10 protein-coding genes are annotated in these 20,325 nt (G+C 50.6%); all 10 read right to left on the reverse strand.

The annotated features are described in order from the left end of the window. Window positions 1–580 precede the first annotated feature (580 nt). Window positions 581–3,727, reverse strand: coding sequence for an alpha-mannosidase (locus AC0YNZ_RS29170; RefSeq protein WP_475829895.1), 3,147 nt, complete (start codon window positions 3,725–3,727; stop codon window positions 581–583). After that, window positions 3,715–6,033 (reverse strand): glycoside hydrolase family 3 N-terminal domain-containing protein, encoded by a 2,319-nt coding sequence (locus tag AC0YNZ_RS29175; RefSeq protein WP_475829896.1) that lies wholly within the window; start codon window positions 6,031–6,033, stop codon window positions 3,715–3,717. Before AC0YNZ_RS29175 ends, AC0YNZ_RS29170 begins: the two co-directional genes overlap by 13 nt. 81 nt (window positions 6,034–6,114) lie before the next feature. Next, on the reverse strand, window positions 6,115–7,767 hold the full coding sequence (locus tag AC0YNZ_RS29180) for a type 2 periplasmic-binding domain-containing protein (RefSeq protein WP_475829897.1): 1,653 nt from the start codon (window positions 7,765–7,767) through the stop codon (window positions 6,115–6,117). Between the two features lie 109 nt (window positions 7,768–7,876). Next, window positions 7,877–8,776 (reverse strand): carbohydrate ABC transporter permease, encoded by a 900-nt coding sequence (locus tag AC0YNZ_RS29185; RefSeq protein WP_475829898.1) that lies wholly within the window; start codon window positions 8,774–8,776, stop codon window positions 7,877–7,879. A gap of 13 nt (window positions 8,777–8,789) precedes the next feature. After that, window positions 8,790–9,758 (reverse strand): ABC transporter permease, encoded by a 969-nt coding sequence (locus tag AC0YNZ_RS29190; RefSeq protein WP_475829899.1) that lies wholly within the window; start codon window positions 9,756–9,758, stop codon window positions 8,790–8,792. Window positions 9,759–10,066: 308 nt separating this feature from the next. Further along, a complete protein-coding gene (locus tag AC0YNZ_RS29195) occupies window positions 10,067–12,280 on the reverse strand; it encodes a helix-turn-helix domain-containing protein (RefSeq protein ID WP_475829928.1) in 2,214 nt (737 codons plus the stop codon). Window positions 12,281–12,434: 154 nt separating this feature from the next. Then, window positions 12,435–13,850 (reverse strand): alpha-L-fucosidase, encoded by a 1,416-nt coding sequence (locus AC0YNZ_RS29200; protein WP_475829900.1) that lies wholly within the window; start codon window positions 13,848–13,850, stop codon window positions 12,435–12,437. 722 nt (window positions 13,851–14,572) lie between these two features. Continuing rightward, window positions 14,573–15,865: a glycoside hydrolase family 125 protein gene (locus tag AC0YNZ_RS29205; protein WP_475829901.1), complete on the reverse strand. Its 1,293-nt coding sequence runs from the start codon at window positions 15,863–15,865 to the stop codon at window positions 14,573–14,575. A 50-nt stretch (window positions 15,866–15,915) separates the two neighbouring features. Then, window positions 15,916–17,091 carry an alpha-L-fucosidase gene (locus tag AC0YNZ_RS29210; RefSeq protein ID WP_475829929.1) on the reverse strand — a complete coding sequence of 392 codons (1,176 nt, stop codon included), beginning with the start codon at window positions 17,089–17,091 and terminating at the stop codon, window positions 15,916–15,918. Window positions 17,092–17,180: 89 nt separating this feature from the next. Beyond that, on the reverse strand, window positions 17,181–20,321 hold the full coding sequence (locus AC0YNZ_RS29215; protein WP_475829902.1) for a beta-galactosidase: 3,141 nt from the start codon (window positions 20,319–20,321) through the stop codon (window positions 17,181–17,183). Window positions 20,322–20,325: the final 4 nt, after the last annotated feature.

A 20,325-nucleotide genomic window follows, 5' to 3' on the forward strand; every position in this document is an offset into this window, starting at 1 on the left:
TCTAGCCGTAAATTCATGGATATGTCTTCATACCACGAATGGCGTAAAACTCGTTAGCATCATTTCAGATAACACGGATGAGATTTTACACATAAATATGGACTTGACCCCAAACTAACCATAACAGCATAAATAGAGCTAAAAACTAGATCTACGGTGCACTCGCGCACCCTCAAACGGCCCAAAATCACGCCGACGAGGAAAAATAGATCTAGAAAATAGCTCTATTTCCCCCAAACTAACCATAACAGCATAAATAGAGCTAAAAACTAGATCTATGGTGCACTCGCGCACCCTCAAACGGCCCAAAATCACGCCGACGAAGAAAAATAGATCTAGAAAATAGCTCTATTTCCCCCAAACTAACCATAACAGCATAAATAGAGCTAAAAACTAGATCTACGGTGCACTCGCGCACCCTCAAACGGGTCACAATCACGCCGACGAGGAGCAGCTAAAGCCGACTCGCCCCCACCCCTCTCCCATCATTTCTACCTATCAAAAAAAGCGAAGTTAGCGCTATTCGCTAACTTCGCTTTTCCTATTTCCTTATTCGCCAATTACGCCTCAAGGCATTATATTATCGAGCTAGAACGCTAATAATTTCAAACGGCTTAAATTCCAATTGCACAGCCCCATCCCGAATGTCCAGCCGCTGCAGCTCCTCCTCCAATAAATTGACGACGAACGCTTCCCTTGCGGCCAGCGGCAGACGGAGCGTGACCTTCTCCCGTCCTCCGGCTGACTCATATAAGCGGAATATCGTTCCCTTTCCCTGCTCGGCAGCTTTTATTGTATCCAATATGACATGGTTGCTTTCAAACGGCATCATTTCGTGCTGAACAGGAAGCTTATTACCGATGCTTCCGCGTTGTCCCGCTTCAGCGGCAGCCCCAGCCCAGTCTCCCGCTACCCGCACCGGATGGTTAAGCTCAAGCGCGCTGCGCACGACATGAGCGCTGCGCCAATCCTGCTCGTGAGGATACAGCGAATACGTAAATGTGTGCTCGCCTTGGTCTGCGGTTAGATCAGGCCATCTTGGGGCGCGCAATAACGAGAGCCTGATCGTACTGCCTTTAATGTCGTAGCCGTATTTGCAATCATTCAACAGGCTTACTCCGTAATTGCCCTCGGATAAATCCGCAAAGCGGTGGCCGCAGACCTCATATTGCGCCTGTTCCCAGCTCGTATTCGTATGCGTCGGTCTCTCCAGTACGCCAAACGGAATTTCATAGGTTGCCTTGCCGGCAACAATATCGACCGGGAAAGCGACCTTCAGGAGCTTATGCTCTTCCTGCCAATCAACGCTGGTTTTAAAATCGACCCGCTTCTGATCATGGTAAAAAATAATATGCTGCACGATGTCGGAACGGTTCAGCTGCCACTCAAACCGCAGCACATCCTGTGTATTTCCTTGGACGACAACCTCCTTGCTGAGCAGCCTGACGGAGCCTGCACACTGCGCTTCAAATCTCGGATCGATATCCCATGCATCCCAGGATAACGGTTTATCGAAGAAAAGCTGAAATTCATTCGCCTTCTCCCCGGCCAAAATCAGCTCGCGCCCTGCAGACTTATCGTACCAGCGTGCTATTTCGCCTGCTTCATTAAATTCGATTAAATAATGCGGCGTTTCCCAAGTGTCGTCCAGCTTCGCAGGGTAAGCCGTCCCCGCCTCCGCCGGCTGTGTCGCTCTCAGCCATATGGTCGTATAACCGAAGGCTGGAATGCTCTTCACGCTTACTGCCAAAGTTAATTTACCGGAAGCGGCTCCATCCCTCATCAAATCGCTGTCCAGCCGTTCGCCGTCCTGATCGAATGCCGCAAAATGCCCCTGCTCTTCTTTAACGTCGATATATACGACTTCATTTCTTGTCCAACCCAGACTGTTGAATACGAGGTACGGAACGCCTTCGCCTTGAACAGCTACGCTCCCCGCGAGTGCCGCCAGCGATTGCTCCAAGCACGTATTGCCAAGCTTGAACACCTGCTCGTACTCTTCCGCAGACGTCACGTACGTTTCCGGAATAGCCGTTCCCGGAATGATGTCATGGAATTGGTTCAGCAAAATAAGCTTCCAGCCCTCATGAAGCGCCGCCTGCACCTTCTCCGCTTGTCCAGCTTCGAAGGCGCTCCCTGCCAGGCTGCTCCAAATCTCAGCCTCCCGGTACAGCACCTCCGCTTTCCGGTTGCTGCGTTTATTGCGTGCATGCGTCGTATAGGTGCCGCGGTGCAGTTCCAAATATAAATCGCCATGCCACTTCGGAAATTCCTTCCGCCGTTCCCAGGCGTTTCCGAAAAACTCGGCCGCCGTGCTGAAATGGCTGTCAGGCAAATCGACCATCATGGCAGAGCGCTCAACAAGCTCCACCATTTCTCTAGTCACGCCGCCCCCGCCGTCTCCATGGCCGTAAAGCATCATCAGCTCATCCAGCTTGTCTTTGTGCCGGTAAGCTTCCCAATGTTCATGTATGTCCTTCGGTCTCGTATGCACGTTCAAGCTATGACTCAAATAGGATAAGACAGACGTGCCGTCGATACCGACCCAGTGGAATAGATCATATGGAAAGCGATTGGTGTCGTTCCAATTAAGCTTCGTCGTCATAAAATAATCGACGCCTGCCAGCTTCAACAGCTGCGGTAGCGATGCGCAATAGCCAAACGTATCGGGCAGCCATTCGATGTTAGAGGTTTTGCCGAATTCCTCTTTATAAAAGAGCTGTCCGTACAAAATTTGCCGCACAAGCGACTCCCCGCTCGGAATGTTCAAATCCGGCTCGACCCACATGCCGCCTACCAGCTCCCAGCGGCCTTCGGCGACTCTTTGCTTAATTTGCTCATAGAGCTCGGGATAGTGCTCCTTTGCGAAAGCATACAGCAGTGGCTGGCTCTGCGTATAAACGAAATCCGGATATTCCTTCATCAGCGTATTCATCGTGGAGAAGGTCCTGCTCACCTTGCGGACAGTTTCCCGCACGGGCCATAGCCACGCGATGTCGATATGAGACTGGCCAACCATATGCATCGTGCCGTTCGCACCCGGCGCAGGGGCGAACGCTTTGACCAGCTCGGCAAGCCGGTTCTCCAATATGTGCAGCCAATCGCCGTCTATACTTCCGATATCCAATTGCCGCTCGGTCTCGTCCATCATTTCATACAGGGCATCCCTGATCCGCAGCCTTTTTAAATCCTGCTCAGGCAGCAGCAGCACAGATTCATAGGCCGCTTGAACACTATATAGAAGGCTTTGCAGCGGCTTATTGACCCGAACAAGCTTGATGCGGATATAGGAAATAGGTGGATTGATCGTCGCCTGCGCATTTAAAGGATCGGCCGGCTCCGGAATCGGATCATACAGCTCGATTTCGATATAGGGGTTACGCAAGGCGCCATCCAGATGCAGCGGGACGAAGGAGTGGTTGCGGTCTACTCCGTGATACGGAACGCCGTTTACCATCATCATGCCTTCGCCCCCGCCGTCTACGATCAGGCCGATGGGATCAGCATGCCAAGCATCTGGAATTTCAAGCTGCTTCCGCAAAAAATAGGTCACGCCCTGTGTGCTGTTCAAAGGGTCCATCGTCTGAACGAAATAATCCTCCGACTCGTATTCATAGACGCCCGGTACGATATAACGGGCTTTTCTCATTTCCCATTCGGGCAGCTGAATGGTCTCCTTCCATTGCATGCTTGCCAGCTTCTTCAAAAAACGGTTTATTCTATGCATGTCTGCCCCTCATCCCTTACCGTTAGATTCGCGCTTATATAATCCTCGGCATTTCTTCCTACCATAATGGCGAACTCCCCGGCTTCTACGACAGGTTCATAATTGCGGCCGATAAGCTGCAAATGTTCCCGCGACAAAGTGAATGTAACCGTCTTGGTCTCGCCCGGTTCGATATGCACCTTGCGGAAGCCCTTCAGCTCCTTATTCGGCCGTGTTACCGAGCTGACCTTGTCCGTCACATACAGCTGCACGACTTCCGAGCCTGCTGTATGACCAACATTCGTCACCTCTACTTGAACGGAAGCTTCTTCGTCCGGACCGATTTGCTGCGGAGAAACCTGCAGGCCGTCATAACGGAATTCGGTATAGCTAAGCCCGTAGCCAAACGGATACTGCGGCTTATTGTCCATCTCCAGATACTGCTTTCCTCTGCTTCTTTTGCCGTTGTAATAGACAGGAAGCTGGCCTACATGCTTGGGCACGGAAATCGTGAGACGGCCGGAAGGATTCGCATCGCCGAACAAAATATCGGCAATCGCGTTTCCGCCCTCTTGCCCGGGATACCACGCCTCGACGATCGCATGAGCATGCTCGTCAATCCATGGCTCGACGATCGGACGGCCGTTAATATAGACGACGATAACCGGCTTTCCTAATTTATAAATTTCCTGAACGAGCTCCAGCTGAACGCCAAGCAGCTCAAGTCCTGCTCGGTCTATCCCTTCGCCGCATTCCATATCGCTCCATGCGTTCCCGGTGACAACCGATGCGCCTGTCCGCAGATCAATTGTGCCTTCGCCAAAATCCCGCGCGCTTGATCCGCCGATTGCCATAATGACAACGTCCGCCTGCCCGGCGCAAGCAAGCGCCTGCTCGAAGCCTTCCCTGGAATCGCCTTTTATGCGGCAGCCTGGCGCATGCAGCACTTGTTTATCGGCACCGCTCCCCAGCTTATTGCGGATGCCGTCCAGCAGCGTAACGATCTGGCTGCGCTGCTGGGGCGAGGTGTAATCGCCTAATTGGTTATACATATGGTTGGCATTTGGGCCGATTACAGCTATTTTGCGTGTATCCTTCTTTAACGGCAGCGTTTGTTCCGCATTTTTCAGCAGCACGATGCCCTCCTGCGCGATTTGTCTGGCGAGCCGGACATGCTCGGAGCAGCCGATCGCCTCAGCCGCCTTCGCAGGATCGACGTATGGATTTTCAAACAGCCCAAGCTTAAATTTCATGCTTAATACGCGTCTGACCGCATCGTCCAGTACGCTTTCTTCTAACAATTGATGCTCCACAGCAGGCGCCAGATGCTTGCCGAACATTTCGCCCGACATCTCCATATCGACGCCGGCTTGCAGTGCGAGCACTGCCGCATGCTCGCCGTTCTCGGCGACGTCATGTCCCCATGCCAGCATGTTAATGGCGCCGCAATCGGTAATGACAAAGCCGTCAAAGCCCCACTTCTCACGCAGCAGCTCCTTTAGTAAATAAGCGTTAGATGTGCAGGGAATACCGTCGATTTCGTTGTAAGCGGTCATTACCGAGAGCGCGCCTGCCTCCACACCCTTGCGGAAGGGAAGCAAATCCGATTCATGCAGCTCGCGCATGCCCATATGGACCGGGCCCGCATTGCGTCCGCCCTCGGAGCTGCCATAAGCCACAAAGTGCTTAAGCGTCGCAATCACGCTGTCCTCCGCATCCAGCCGTTCTCCTTGCAGTCCTTCCACTGCCGCGACCGCCAGCTCTCCGATCAAATAAGGGTCCTCGGCAAAACATTCCTCCGTCCGGCCCCAGCGCGGATCGCGCACGACGTCAAGCACCGGCGAATACGTAGCCGCTCCGCCTTGGCTTCTCGTCTCCAGAGCAATGGCCCGGCACATCTTGCGGTATAAATCGACATTCCAAGCGCTTCCTACGGATAATGGAACAGGGAAGACGGTCGCTCCGATTGCCATATGGCCGTGCGAGCATTCCTCTCCAAATAAAATCGGTATGCCGAGCCGCGAGTTTTCGATCACATAACGCTGGATATCATTGATCGCCCTTGCCCCTTCTTCGGGCGAGAGTCCGTTCTCAAGCGTAACCTCCGTCCATGGGTCGGCGCGCAGCACGCCGTATAACGAACCGATCCCGCCGCTCTTCACCTGCTCCTGGAAATCCTCCGATAGCGTGACTTTTCCATTTTCCTTCGCATATGTTTTCCAGCCAAACGGTTGCAGCAGCTGGCCAATTTTCTCGTTTAATGTCATTTCCTTTAGTAAATGCTCTACCCGTTCCGGGACTGGCAGCGACGAATTCATATAGCTCATGGATGACTCTCCTTCATGGTCCGTATATAGCAGCAGGAAGTAAACCCGAAGGTTATACTTCCTGCAAACAATTAGTTATTCCTATTCTTCTTTTTTGATCGCATTGCCGTAAATTTCGATATACTTAGCAAGGTTGAGGCCCTCGAAGCCTTTCACGTAAGCATCCCAATCCTTCTGAATATCTTTGCTGCCGATAATAAATTGAGCCATGTTGGTTGTTACATAGTCTTGAATCGATGTCGTCAATTGCGAAGCGGCATCGGTGTCTTCCGGACGAATAAAGACGCCGGACGGGTAAATTTCTTTTGGCGAATACGGGGCAAATGCGTTAGTCGCTTGCGCAAGACGCGTTTCGTAACCGTCCGCAGCGAGCGGGTCCTGGCCTACCGCAAACAAGTCGCGGAACTCTTTCGTCAAATCCTTCGGCCCCATCAGAACCCAGCTGTCATTGCGAATGGCGTTCGGATCAGCTTCCGGAAGTCCCTTAAAGCTGTATTTCGCAGGTTGACCGTCGATATTTTTCTCGCCGGCTTCTGCCGTTTTCCAGCCAATGCCTTCTTCCGAGCCATATTCGCTCTTAATCGCGCCTTCCTCGCTGAAAGCATAGTCCATAATTTTGATCGCAGCGATTTGCTGCGCCTCGGATGCTTTGTTCGTCAGCGCAAATTGGAATTCGCTAATGCCTTGCGATGCGCCGGCCAGCTGCACGCCTTCCGGTCCTTTGAGCGGCGGAACGATTACCCAGTGCTTATGTCTTGTAAGCTTATCATCATACGGATTAACCAAGTAACTGACGAGCGCCGTCGTAATCGAGCCTACGATTTCGTCTCCCTCGCGGTTTCCGAGCTGGCCGATCGCTTGATCATTTTGCGTAAACGAAGCCGGGTCAATCAGGCCTTCCTTGTACAGCTTGTTCATGAAGATCAAGCCTTGCTTCCAGCCTTCCTTGTTAGCTGCAAAGTCTACTTTGCCGTCGTTCAAAGTCAAATATTTGCCGTTATCGTTATAGATGAAGGAATTCATTAAATAAGCGTCGATGTTCCCGTTCCATACGTTTTTGTTCGGCGCGCCTGTAAGCGGAATTTCATCGGCTTTGCCGTTTCCGTTCGGATCCTTTTCTTTGAAAGCTTTCAGTACCGTATAAAGCTCGTCTGTCGTAGTCGGAACCGGCAAACCCACCTTATCGAGCCACTCTTTATTCATCCAAAACTTTTGCGAGAATGTGCAATGGTAGCATTCATTTAAGCGCGGAAGGGCGTAAATGTTGCCGTCCGTTGCCGTGATCGCATCTTTAAAATACGGTTTCTTCTCCATCATCGCTTTAATGTTCGGTGCATACTTATCAATCAAATCATTTAACGGAAGGAACACGCCTTGCTTGCCGTAAGTCAGCAAATCCGTGTGCGAGAATTTTCCCTCCAGGAATACTTCCGGATAATCGCCGCTTGCAAGCAGCAATTGACGGCGGTCCGTCAGCGCGTCCGCAGGAGCGAGATCCCATTTTATTTTGACATTAAATTTTTCCTCTACGTGCTTCGTATAGCTGTTGTCTTCCAAGGGCGCTTTGCCTTGAGGAGCAAAAAATGTCATCGTAACCGGTCCCGCTTCTTCGGTTGTATTTTTCTCTCCGGCGTTCGTTGTTGTACTATTACCCTCGTTGCTTTTACCGCAAGCTGACAATACCAATGTAAGGCTTATGACGAGTGCAAGCATGCTGAAAAATGTTTTTTTCAATTGGACCCCTCCTAAAATGGTAGTTAATCAAACATCGCTTCTTGATCCAAAACCCGCCCGCGCGCTTCGGGCTCGCCGCATCACCCCCTTAGTATAAATGAAAACCCTCTTAACCTTTCAATGAACCGATCATAACGCCTTTCACGAAATGTTTCTGCACGAACGGATACATAATGAGCACCGGCACCGAAGCAACGACGATCAATGCGTATTTCAGCGCCTGCTCGAACCCTTGCTCCCGTATCTTCTGAGCGGTGTTCGCAAGCATCTCCGGATCTGACGCATTCAGAATAAGCAAGTTACGCAGCACATATTGCAGCGGGAACAGCTTCTCCGATCTTAAATAAATAAGAGCGTCAAAGTACGCGTTCCAGTGGCCTACCGCATACATGAGAGTCAATACGGCGAGAATCGGCTTTGACAATGGCAGCACGATGCTGACCAGATACCTTGTATCTCTGCAGCCGTCAATTTGCGCCGCTTCAGACAATTCGCTTGGAATGGAAGACTGAAAAAACGTTCGCGCCACGATGACCTGGAATACCGAGAATGCGCCCGGCAGCCACATCGCCCAGCGTGTGTCCAGCATGTCCAAATCTTTGACGAGAAGATAAGTCGGAATGAGTCCGCCGCTGAAGAACATCGTAATCATCATTAGAATCATGACAAAATTTCGGCCGTAAAAACTTTTCACCGACAACGGATAAGCAAGCAGCACGGTGAACAGCAAATTGATCAACGTACCGAAAACGGTGTATATAATGGTATTGTAGTATCCGTACATAAGCTGCGAGCTATGAAAGATCGATTTATACGCCTTTAGGCTGAACTCCACGGGCAGCAGCCATACTTGTCCCGATACGACAGCTCTTGGAGAGCTTAAGGATGAGCTTATAATATAGAGGAGCGGATACAGTACAGCTAGCATAAGCAGAGTCAAAAAGAGATAAATACCTAACAAAAACAGTCGGTCGCCAAATGGTTCCTTAATTTTTTTTGCCGTTGTCATGTTCATCCCTCCCCTACCATAAACTTGTTTCTGAAATTTTCTTCGCGACGAAATTGACCGTGAGCAGCAAAATCAAATTGATAACAGAGTTGAACAAGCCGACCGCCGATGAAAAGCTGAAATTAGCGCCGACAAGCCCCACTTTATACACATAAGTGGATATAACCTCGGAAGAGCTTAAGTTGAGCGGGTTCTGCATCAAATAGATTTTCTCAAAACCGACGCCCATTACGCTTCCGAGGCTAAGGATAAGCATGATAACCGTAATGGGAAGCAGCGACGGAAGGTCGATATAAATGATTTTTTTCCATCTGGAGGCGCCGTCTACTCTTGCAGCCTCGTACAGCGATGGATCGACGCTGGCGAGCGCCGCAATATATATAATGGAAGCATAGCCCATCTCCTGCCAAACCCCCGACCATACATAGATCGATTTAAAAAATTCCGGAACGCCCATGAAGTTGGTCATTTCCCAGCCTAAGAAAGAAAATAATCTGTCGATGACGCCGACATGCGGCGTAAGCATCAGCATAACGATCGAAACCATAACGACTGTAGAAATAAAATGCGGCGCGTAAGTAACCATTTGCACCGATTTCTTAAATTTGCCCGTTCGCACTTCATTTAAAGCAAGAGCAAGCAGTATCGGAATCGGAAAGCCTGCAAGCAGCGAATAGAAGCTGATTCCTAACGTGTTTTTAATGATCAGCCAAAAGTTAGGAGAAGTGAAAAACGTTTCAAAATGCTTAAGTCCGACCCACTGACTGCCCCATATGCCCTGCACGACGTTAAAGTCTTTAAAGGCGATCTGCACGCCGATCATCGGCACATATTTGAAAATAATTAAATAGAGGACTGGCAGAAAAACCAAAAAGTATAATTCCCAATGTCTCGTTATTTTTTTCCACGTCGTAAGCTTACTCTTGAATGGTAGTTCGTGAAGCTCCGTCTTCTCTAACGCGTTCACCTGTGCATGATTCATTCGCAGCTCTCCTTTGCAACAATTTAACGAAGCTCGTAATTCCTTTCCGGTTATGTCCCGGCCCATAACCCGATTCTAGCCCGTTTACGAAAACTTCATCAATTCGTAAGATTCCTGCACATCACCTTTTTCTAAATAAGCGCAAAAACGCAGCAGTTACGCTGATTCATGCATTTTTCACAAACGCTGCATAATTCCCATAACGATGGACGTAATCAAACCGCTCCCTGCCGCATCGCCAAAAAGAGCCTCAAGAACGCGGAAACGCTGCGCTCTTAAGGCTCTTTAGCAAATAAATCCACTAGCAATTAATTGACTTCCCCAAGCTGCTTCCGAAAGTCCCGCGGAGACAGTCCAACGACATTTTTAAAGGCGCGGTTGAAGGAATTGTAATTATAATAGCCAACCTCGTTGCTGATTTCCTGCATTGGCTTTTGGGTTTCCAGAAGCATCTGCTTCGCATTATCAATTCGGAGGCCGATTAGAAAATCGACGAAATTTTCTCCAAACTCCTCCTTGAACATTTTGCTTAAATATTTGGAGTTTACCTGGAACTTCGTGCTCAGAAAATCGAGCGACAGCTCGGAATTCGCATAGTTTTCTTCGATGTACGTCCGTATTTCAATAATAAGCGTTTTGTTGCTATGCGAATCCCGCTGCATTTGCATCTTCTCGTTCATCATTGCGAAGATGCTGCTGCAGCCCTGCTGAAGATCGTCGAGATTATCCCACCGCTTCGCTAATTCGCGCAAATCCGTCTGAACGGCCCGCCAAATATTACGATATTCCTTCGATAATTCGAGTACCTCGCCCTCCAAATGATGAACGAAAAACTGCAGAAGACTCTCGATCTCTTTACGGGGCAGCAGCGAATCCCGGATTTGATCGAAGAATACGTTCAAATGCTTCAACCAGTCATTTTCGGCAAGGCGCAGTGACTGGGAGAGCAAATAAATGGTTTTGAAATACTCCTGAATTTCTTTCTGCGGTCTTACCGTATCTTCCATGGCAATGACCCGGTTGCTGCCCAGAACAGCTTTATATTGCAAGCAATAATTGGCCATTTCGTAAGAGCCCCGCAGCTCCTCCAGCGTATTCGCCGGTTCTCCGCGCCCGATCGTTATATTAAAGCTGACATTTTGTTCAATCCAGGTCCTGCACTCCTGTATAATAACCTCATTCTTTTCCATCGCATCCGCCTCTGGCGGCAGCCATAGGATGAAGGATACCCGGCGCTCGGTCGTCCATTCCGCCCAGACGGCAACGCCAAGATTTTTGGCCGTCTCATGGATAACGCTGTATAACGTAAATTTCAGCAGCGATTGATCCCGTTGATTATAAATATCGGTAAATGCGGAATAATCATCGATTTCAATGACATGAACGGTCGATATTTTCCCCGCTACGTCCAAATCATAGCCTTTAAGCTCGGAAATCCAGGCTTCGTCGCTTAATTGCACGGCCCCCTCAAGCACCTGATGAAAATGATATTTTTTTTGCAAAATAAGCTTTTCCCGGTACTGCTGCTGGTACTGCTTCGTCTCGCTCATTAAGTTTTCAAGCGTATTTTGAATAAAAATAAATTCGCTTTCGGTCGCCGCTCCTGTTCCTTCGCTCTTCGACGAATACGTCTGTATGAGCGACACGAGCTGCTGAATCGGCTTATAATTCCGTTTCGTCACGTAAATAACCCATAAAATGCCGAACACAACGACAGCCATCGCGAATACGACCCACACATTATAAAAGGTGAGCACCAATTTCAAGCCGTTCTTGTCCAAAATACCGCTATTAATCTCCCAGCCTGTATATGGGGACGTATAATTCGCTAATACCGGACCCGTAGCAGACGGATCTATTTCATCGCCGAGCAAATTATGGCCTTCCTTGTCAATCATGCTGACAAAGCTTCTATCGGAGTTATACATCCGGCCGACCGTATCCCTCAGCTTGGTTAAGCTGACGTTCACGACAAAATAGCCCTGCTTAACGCCCATATTGTACGGTGCCGCTCTTACTAAGGTAATGACATTTTGGGCATCGACGTCGGAATCGGAGAACGCTTTGTACTTCCGCTCCCCTGTCCACTTTGCCCCGCTTGCTTGTTCCGCATATCGCTGAATAAATGACTTATCCTGGAAATCATCGATCGATCTGGGGACATCCCCGAAAATATACCCGTCCTTAAAGCGCAAAAAATAGATCGAATCAATGATCGGATAATTGAATTTCAATTCATCCATCACTTTTAACGCTTGTATGTTAGCAGCCACATCCATGCTGTCTCTGCTGAAAAAACGGCTGATATCGGGATTCGTCAATATTTCGCGAACGACCTGATAATCGATTGCCTTCAATGAATTATCTGTAAAGAGAATAACCTGCTGTGCCAAGAAATCATTTGCTTTTATCGCTTCTCTTCGATTTTGTTCATTTAAGGTTTGGAAAAATACGACAAACAAAATCATCGTCACGATAAAAAAGACCGGTAGATACGATAACAACAAACGGCGAAACCACATTTTGTTCAACCTTGTATCCCCTTCCCCTTATTTATCTATCTGTAAGCGTACCCTATTCAAATGAGCAGGACAAGATACATAATTTCCATATCCAAAAAACTGACGCCCGCGATATGGGCGTCAGTTTCAATCGACTTGCCGGGTAACCGGTTAATTATGCAAGCAGCCGGAACACATGCGCCACAGGCGCCTTGCCTGCATACTCGGATGGCGGCAACTGAACGATTAAGCCCGACTCCGTCCTCTCGAACGGCAGGCTCTCGTCAGTACCTACCAGCTCGACGGCCGCTACCGGTTCACGATACGGAATAACCATTTGCTTCTCGACCGCCGTATTCTCGGAAGGATACAAATAGGCGGCGTAAACGCGGTCTTCCTTTCGGGTGAATGCAAAGCCGCCGGTAAAGTAAGGAGCACAAATTCTCGTTCCATAAACGGCCTCGCCGTATGTTTTCATCCAAGCGCCCAATTCCTTAATCGTAGCAATTGCTCCCTCTGGAAGCCTGCCATCCGGCTGCGGGCCTACATTAAGCGCAAGGTTTCCGCCCTTGGAGACGACCTCCATCAGAATTCGAACCACCTGGCGCAGCGATTTATACTTGTCCTCATAGCGGAAGGAGAAGGAGGTGCCGAGCGTAATACAGCTTTCCCACGGCACGCTCATCGGACCGTCCGGAATCGTCTGCTCCGGCGTCACGATATTTTCGTAAGGACCGCCGACCGTTCTGTCTGCCGACAGCAGCCAAGGCTGCGTTTCGCGCGCGCGATCGACCAATTCTCCGAGGCGTATATCCTGCGGCACTCTGCCGCCGTCTCTCACCCAGCCGGCATCGAGCCACAGCACGTCAATCCGTCCATAATTAGTGAGCAGCTCCATCATTTGCTCATGTGTGAACTGTACGAACTTCTCCCACAGCCATGGATACTGCTTCGGATCGTACGAAGGGCCGCGCCAAGTAGACGTGCCGCGCTCCATCCCCGGCGTCCAATAATAAGGCGTGTGCCAATCGGCCTTGGAGAAGTAAGCCGAAATGGCCAGTCCCTTGTCCCGGAAGGCATCGAATACATTTTTGCAAATATCGGCGTACTTATGCGTATGGAAAGGCGTATCCGGTCCGGTACTCCGGTAATCCGTCGTATGCGTGTCCCACATGCAGAAGCCGTCGTGATGCTTCGTCGTAAATATCAAATATTTGAAGCCGCCCTCTGCGGCAAGCTCCGCCCATAGTTCCGGCTGCAGCCGAACGGGATTAAACGTCTTGTTCAAACCAAAATATTGGCGCTTCAGCTCCTCGCTGTCAACGCCCCAATCAATGCCGTCGCGGGACCAATCGCCGTCTTCATCGCTGAGCGCCCACGATTCTACGAGTCCGAGCTGTGAATAAGGCCCCCAATGCATCATAATGCCGAGCTTCTGATCCTTAAACCATTCGAGCCGTTCAAGAATAAGCGGATCCTCCGGCTTTACCCAATCTTTCTCGCTGCTGAAATTATGAACGCCGTTCTCCACTTCATTTGCTTCTTGTTCCGTATGATTCTCCTCTTGCAGCTGCGTCTCCAGGTTGCTCATTATTCATGCTCCTCCTCTATGTTCGCGAAAATTCATTTGCTCAGCCATTGGCTGTTGCCTTAATCTTCTTCATGTATAATATAAAAGCTGCAGCGCCCGCAATTGCCATCTTTCCAACAAAATCCCCTTTTTCGTTTAGGCTTTGTAAACACGGAAGCTGCAAAGTACTCCTTTTTCTAAAAGATTGCATTTTTCGAAAAAAGACTGTTTTCTCGCTCTGAAGCCCTATGCTTTACGGCTGCTGGAGCTTTTTCCTACATCCTGATCATAGAAGAATCCGTGGTACCCGCTGGATGAGATTCAATTGGTAATAATATTTAATTAGTTTGAATTCGTTGAACTAGATTCAATTAGTTCCAATTCGTGTCGAACTAATCGATCAGCTAGGAGCAAAACATGCGGAATAGTGCTGCTTTGTCAAACTAATACAGCATTTCAGGGTGGTGGTGCGCAAAAAGGTTACTTTAAATTCACAAACCGAAACTATTTCGCTCTATTTATTTGATAGGGTCGATTTACGTTCACAAATTGACACTAAATCTCTCAAAAGTGTTCGAACGTTTAATGGAGGTATGCTGCAAAGAAAAGCTATGCCTTGATTGACAAGACATAGCCTTTTCCCGTTTTGTTTTACCCGTGCCTATGGAGCTGGAATACCGCCTTATTTTCTTCAACCGTCCGACCGCTGTTATTGCGAAGCTCCCTCGACGTCAGCCGCTACCCTAGCGAACTAGCTCCTTAAGACGCCGTTCCCGCATCAGCTTATAGATCAGCTCCGCGAACAGGCTGTTTGCCCACGCAAACCAAGGTCTCGTATACTCGTTTGGATCATTCACATGGAAACCCTCGTGCATGTATCCGGTATCTGCGTCGGTACCCGTTAAAGTCCGGACAATTTCAGCGATTTCCTCGTTATCTGAAGACGTTAAAGCCTGCATAGACAGACTTATATGCCAAATATAATGTTTCGGAGTGTGCGGACTGCCGATCCCCTTCGCATGACTGCCCTCATAATAATACGGATTGTCCTTGCTCAAAATAAACTTTCTCGTATTGATATAAACAGGATCGTCCATGTCCGCATAACCGAGATAAGGAATCGAAAGCAGGCTCGGCACATTAGCATCATCCATCAGGTTGTAATTGCCGAAGCCGTCGGTTTCATAAGCAAACATTTCGCCGAATTCCGGGTGCCGGTAAATACCGTACGTCCGGATGCCGTAATCGATCTCTTCTCTTAAAATTACCGCCTCGTTCTTTACCTGCTCATCGCCATAAATCCGGTCTGCAATTTCTTCCATATAACCGAGCACGACGCAAGCGAACATGTTTGCCGGGATTAAATAGCCGAACGTACACGCGTCGTCGCTTGGCCGGAAGCCGGACCATGTCATTCCCGTGTAATTGACCGGCATGCCCATTCTATTGTTGCGCAGCGTATCGGTTTTCGGGCCTGTCGTCCTTGCGAAGCGGTAAGGCGATTGCTCAAAATGCCTCTGCTCCGTACGCCATAGGCGGATAATCGTCTTCATCGTCTCCAAAAATGTATCGTCGAATAAAGCAGCAATTCCCGTCTGCTTCCAATACAAGTAGCTAAGCTGAATCGGATAGCAAAGCGAATCGATTTCGTACTTCCGCTCCCAAACCCACGGGTTCAGCTCCGTTAAATCATCCTCGTAACGGTTGTCATTGTCTTCTTCGTTAAAAGCATTCGCGTACGGATCAATTTGAATATACTTGAGCTGGCGTTTGACCAATCCTTCGATCACACGCTGCAGCTCTTGATCCTGCGCGGCAAGCGGCAGGTAATGCCTTACTTGGGCGCTGGAATCGCGCAGCCACATCGCCGGAATGTCGCCGGTAAAAACAAAGGTTGAGCCGTCTTCCATCAAGCGGGTCGTCGTCTCCAGCGTGTTCGGAAAGCATTGCTTGAACATACGCAGCAGCTTCGGGTTATCGGCCAGCTCGGTATCCGCCTGCTCGATACATTGTTGAACGGCTTTTGGCAATTGCATATTGGTCACCTCTTGCATTTCAGTCACCTCTCAGCATCAAATTAGTAGTTTTATAGGCCGCTATAAACGGAAAAAGAACGAATATACGGCTCGCCGACGCTTTCCAATACCGTTAGGCGAATGTGCGAGGTCCGAATCGGCACGGTCAGCGAATCAATCTTCTTATGACCGATTGCGCTGCCTCTTGCGATCTCGATCCATTCTCCTTCGCGTTCCGCTTCCACAACGTAGCTGCGCACTCTTTCACCGTGCTCGATCTGCTCCATGATGACCATTCGTTGTATGTCTTCTTCCCGCTTCAAACGAATCGACACCGAACGTCCGCCGCTGCTCTTCGCGAGGGGGTACGCATATCTCCTTTTTATTTCGTCTCCCAGCTCGATTACGCGCTGAACCTCTTCTTCCAGGAACAGGCCCTTGATATCTGGCGCAACATTCAGCAGCAGCGTCGCCCCGTGGCCGACGGAGCGTTCGTATAGGCCGATCAGCTCCTCCAAGGAACGAAGCGGCGTCTCATCGTCCGGGTGCCAGAACCAATGATTGCCGCGTATCGGAACCGGGCATTCGGCAGGCACCCACTCCGGCGTTTCCGGCAGCCATGCCGTCATGTCGTTCGTGAACATGCTCACTCTCGCCGCCTCCGCCGCATTCCAGCACGGATAAGGAGCTTCGCCGTCCTCATTGCCTACCCAGCGCACCGTCGGCGCCCCCATATTAAACACCATGGCATCCGGCTGATACTGCTTCACAAGACCCATAATTCGCGGCCAATCGTATTGCCTTCCTTCAGAGCCTGCGCCATCGAACCACACTTCCACAAGCGGCCCGTATCCGGTTAGAAGCTCCGTTAACTGCGCGCAATAGACGTCGTTGTACGCCGCCTCATCCGGATAACGGGGATCATGCCTATCCCAAGGGGAAATATAGATGCCAAAGCGCATCCCTTCCTCACGGCAAGCATCGGCGCACTCCCGCACGACATCTCCTTGCCCGTTTCGCCATGGGCTGGACTTAACCGAATAATCGGTTGTCTTCGTCGGCCATAAGCAAAAGCCGTCATGATGTTTGGCTGTCAGCATGAAGTAGTTAAAGCCTGCGCGCTTGGCCGTCATTACCCACTGCCTGGCGTCAAGCTCCGCCGGATTAAACGCTCCCGGAGAATCGCCCCCTTCTCCCCATTCGCGGTCGCAAAACGTATTCAAGCCAAAGTGGCAAAACATGCCCATCTCCAAATCCTGCCAAGCCAATTGCTGCTTACTTGGCCTCGCTAAAAGTTCCGTCAACGTATTCCCCTCCATTCTCTGCTTTGTTATCCTTATCGTTCGTTTAACGTAATTACAATCTCGTCCGGCCGATATACAGCAAGCAGCTGTCCGTTTCGATCGGCCGCGAACATTACGATTCGCTCCGGTTCCAATGAGAAGCCATACGAGATGCCAGTCTCGGGATCGGTTACTTCCACTTCAGCCTTAACTGCATATTCAGAAACAAAAATGTACAGCGCCCCTTTTCCGAAAGCCAATTTGCGTCCGTATACGCCCGGCAGCTCGCCGCCTTTGAGCCATAAAAGCTCAGCGGCAACTCCAGCCAGACCTATGGCATAATCGTATACCTGAGTCAGAGCATCCGAACGCTCGTTTAACTCGATCGGCAGCGGGCACCAAAGAAAGCTGCCTTTCCCGAGCTTCTTGAAGGTAAGCGGCGCAGAGGATGATGCGGCGGAAGCGGCTTGGGCCGTTTCTTTGGCCGCCTCTGCAATCCGGGTATTTGCGAAAGACACGGGAATGAGCCGTCCTTCCAATTCCAATACTTCCTCCCGGAGCACGTTGCCTACCTGTGTTTCGCCAATCATGCCAATCATCCGGTCTGTGGGACGCCAATACTCGTCTATACTGACCGGTCCCGTAAACAGAAGCGTTCCTCCATACTCCGTGATATGATCCAGCAGTCTGCCCAGCGCATCTCCGCTGAAATTATGCGCGCTCGGGACAATGATGAGCTTTGGCGGCTGCCTGCAAAGCGAGTCAAGCTGATACTCGCCAAGCGCACGGAACGGCTGCTTCAGCTCATAAGCCATCGTTCGCGTAAGCTTTGTCGTTGCAGAGAGGGCAAGACTGCGGGCGGAGAAGTCATTGGAGTAAGGATAAATAACAACGGTCTCCTCCAAGCGCCGCTCCTCGAATAAATGACCGATCCTGCCAATAAATTGGCCAAAATCATAGGAGACGTCAGCCTCCGGCTTCTCGGTGCCGTCCGCTCTGACCGCGCCGATATTCGATTCGTTCACGTTATGCATATAAAAGTTAATATTCCAAATCCACTGCACCGCGCCTGCCGCTCCCGTAGCGAATGCATAGGCATATTTCCGTTCCAAAATATTTCTGAGTTCCTGCTCCGACCGCTTCGCTTTGTTGTCCGGCGTTTCAACGTACATCATGCCCGTCTCCTGCACGAGGTTCGGCTTATTCGGCGTCTTGGTGAATACTGTATCCCACACAAGATCATCCATCAGCCACCAGGAATGAACATTTGTATAATCTACCGCCTCTTCGTAAAAGAAAGGAGAGGGCCTCTGGCCGGCAAGCGCCTCATCTTGCCCGACCGTAATGAGCTGCTTCGGCTGTATGCGCCGAATCGTTGCACCGAGCTCCCGCGCCCATTGATTATGCATATCCATCGTAAACAAGCAATAATCCAGCCACGGCCCGTTCTTTTTCGGATGAATCGCCGTTGTATTGAAATTGATATCCTCCTTGCGCGGCGGCTTTATCGCTTGAAAGGACGGCAGTTCGGCCGGAGTCATATTCCACCGCTCCTGAAGCAGCCGAATGTCATCATGATGTCTCAGCCGCAGCCATTCGATAAAGCGTTCCTGCTCGTAACGGTCGCCGCACGCTTGCGGTCCGCTGAACGTTTTGTCCGGGTGGAACATCGACGGTTCGTTAATGAGATCCCAATGCACATGCGTGGAATTGGCGTGACGCGATACGATGGCCGCAACAAATCTTTTTTGAGCTTCGACGCTTCTCGGATCAAGGTATGGATTGACGCCCTCCCAAGCTTCCGGCGTAAAAGCAAAAAAAGTAAAGGTGACCTCCAAGTCATGCTTTTTGGCTGTCAATAAGAAGGCATCGACCGACCGCAGCACTTCCTCGGACGGATGCCCGTCAACGAACATGACCTGCCGCCAAGCCGTCCAAATGCCGGTCCTAATATAATTAATGCCCGCCCGCTTCATTTGAGCCATATCCCGGTCCCACGCCGACACGTTCGGCATGAACAAAAACTTGCGCGCAACATCGGAGGTCATATAGGTCATGCCGACAATCGGCAGCGGACGGCCGTTTTTCCGGAAATAATCGCGATCGCATGTCAGCATTTCGCCCTCTTGCAGCAGCTGCTCGTCAAAGCCCCAAAAGCCTTGACGGTAAATACGCGTTTCCCCTTGACTCGAAACCGCAGCACAATTAACCGTATAGTAACCGGGCTCCACGTCTATCGGCACAGGAATGCGCGCGAATACCAGCTCTCGCGAGCTCTCCAGCCTTGACTCGCCGCTCCATACCGGAAGTGCTCCGCTTGCGCTATCTTTCGTCACCGTAATATGAAAATGCCATTCCGGCGGACGCACGCTTTCGCCGGGGACAGATGCTGCCGCGCTCCTCCTGCCCAGCTCCTGCAGCTGAAGCGTCAATGTCGGCCGATCGCCCGGCTCGTAGCAGCCGTAGTTCGGCTTAAACCAAATTTCAGTTACGCCCCTCGCGCAAAAGGCGCTCCATTCCCGGATGGCTGCCGCCCCGCCCCCGCTCCAAAAACGATCCTCCAGCGTTTGGTTGATGAACAGCCACCGGCCGCCGGCAAAAGCTCCCTTCGTATTTTCCAGCAGCACGCAAGGTGCCGCTATCTCGCGGCCGGATGCGGAAATGCCCCTCAGCAGCGGGTAAATATGCGCATCCATCGGCCCGCTTGAACCGCCTTGTCCCGGCTGATCGTCCGCCTTTGTCGCATGAAGCACAAAACCTACAGTCGGCTGTATCGCAAACATCGCCTGCTTGTCTTGGAACAACGGAATATCCGGATTCGCCGCATATTCCGTGATGGGGCCCGCATCCACCGGCAGCATCTCATGGATGTTCAGCTGCTGGTGGTAGGCGGTTTGCTCGGGCTCTGCACGCCAGTGTCCCGACTCTAAGTAAACGGGAACACGGTATGGCGCCCCTCCCATGTGCAGCAAAGCTCCTCCCTGCTTGAAGTATTCGAGCAAAGCGGGCCAATCTTCTTTTGGAAAATACCGGCCGTGAAGATGCACCAGGCCTTGTGCCGTTCGCAGCGCATCCGCTAATCCTTGCACACCTTCCACCGTACCGAATTCGGCAAGAGCAGCCAGCTGCTCCCCGTTTGGTCGAACGCCATCATAGGGAAACGATTTATCGTAAAAGATAACTATTTTATTCATCCGC

The sequence above is a fragment of the Paenibacillus sp. J2L1-98 genome (assembly GCF_056269405.1).

Bases quoted from the DNA above. Each gene is read 5' to 3' on its own strand.
- AC0YNZ_RS29175 (WP_475829896.1), bottom strand. From the start codon at position 6,033: ATGAGCTATATGAATTCGTCGCTGCCAGTCCCGGAACGGGTAGAGCAT.
- AC0YNZ_RS29210 (WP_475829929.1), bottom strand. From the start codon at position 17,091: ATGGGCATGTTTTGCCACTTTGGCTTGAATACGTTTTGCGACCGCGAA.
- AC0YNZ_RS29190 (WP_475829899.1), bottom strand. From the start codon at position 9,758: ATGAATCATGCACAGGTGAACGCGTTAGAGAAGACGGAGCTTCACGAA.
- AC0YNZ_RS29195 (WP_475829928.1), bottom strand. From the start codon at position 12,280: ATGTGGTTTCGCCGTTTGTTGTTATCGTATCTACCGGTCTTTTTTATC.
- AC0YNZ_RS29185 (WP_475829898.1), bottom strand. From the start codon at position 8,776: ATGACAACGGCAAAAAAAATTAAGGAACCATTTGGCGACCGACTGTTT.
- AC0YNZ_RS29215 (WP_475829902.1), bottom strand. From the start codon at position 20,321: ATGAATAAAATAGTTATCTTTTACGATAAATCGTTTCCCTATGATGGC.
- AC0YNZ_RS29205 (WP_475829901.1), bottom strand. From the start codon at position 15,865: ATGCAATTGCCAAAAGCCGTTCAACAATGTATCGAGCAGGCGGATACC.
- AC0YNZ_RS29200 (WP_475829900.1), bottom strand. From the start codon at position 13,850: ATGAGCAACCTGGAGACGCAGCTGCAAGAGGAGAATCATACGGAACAA.
- AC0YNZ_RS29170 (WP_475829895.1), bottom strand. From the start codon at position 3,727: ATGCATAGAATAAACCGTTTTTTGAAGAAGCTGGCAAGCATGCAATGG.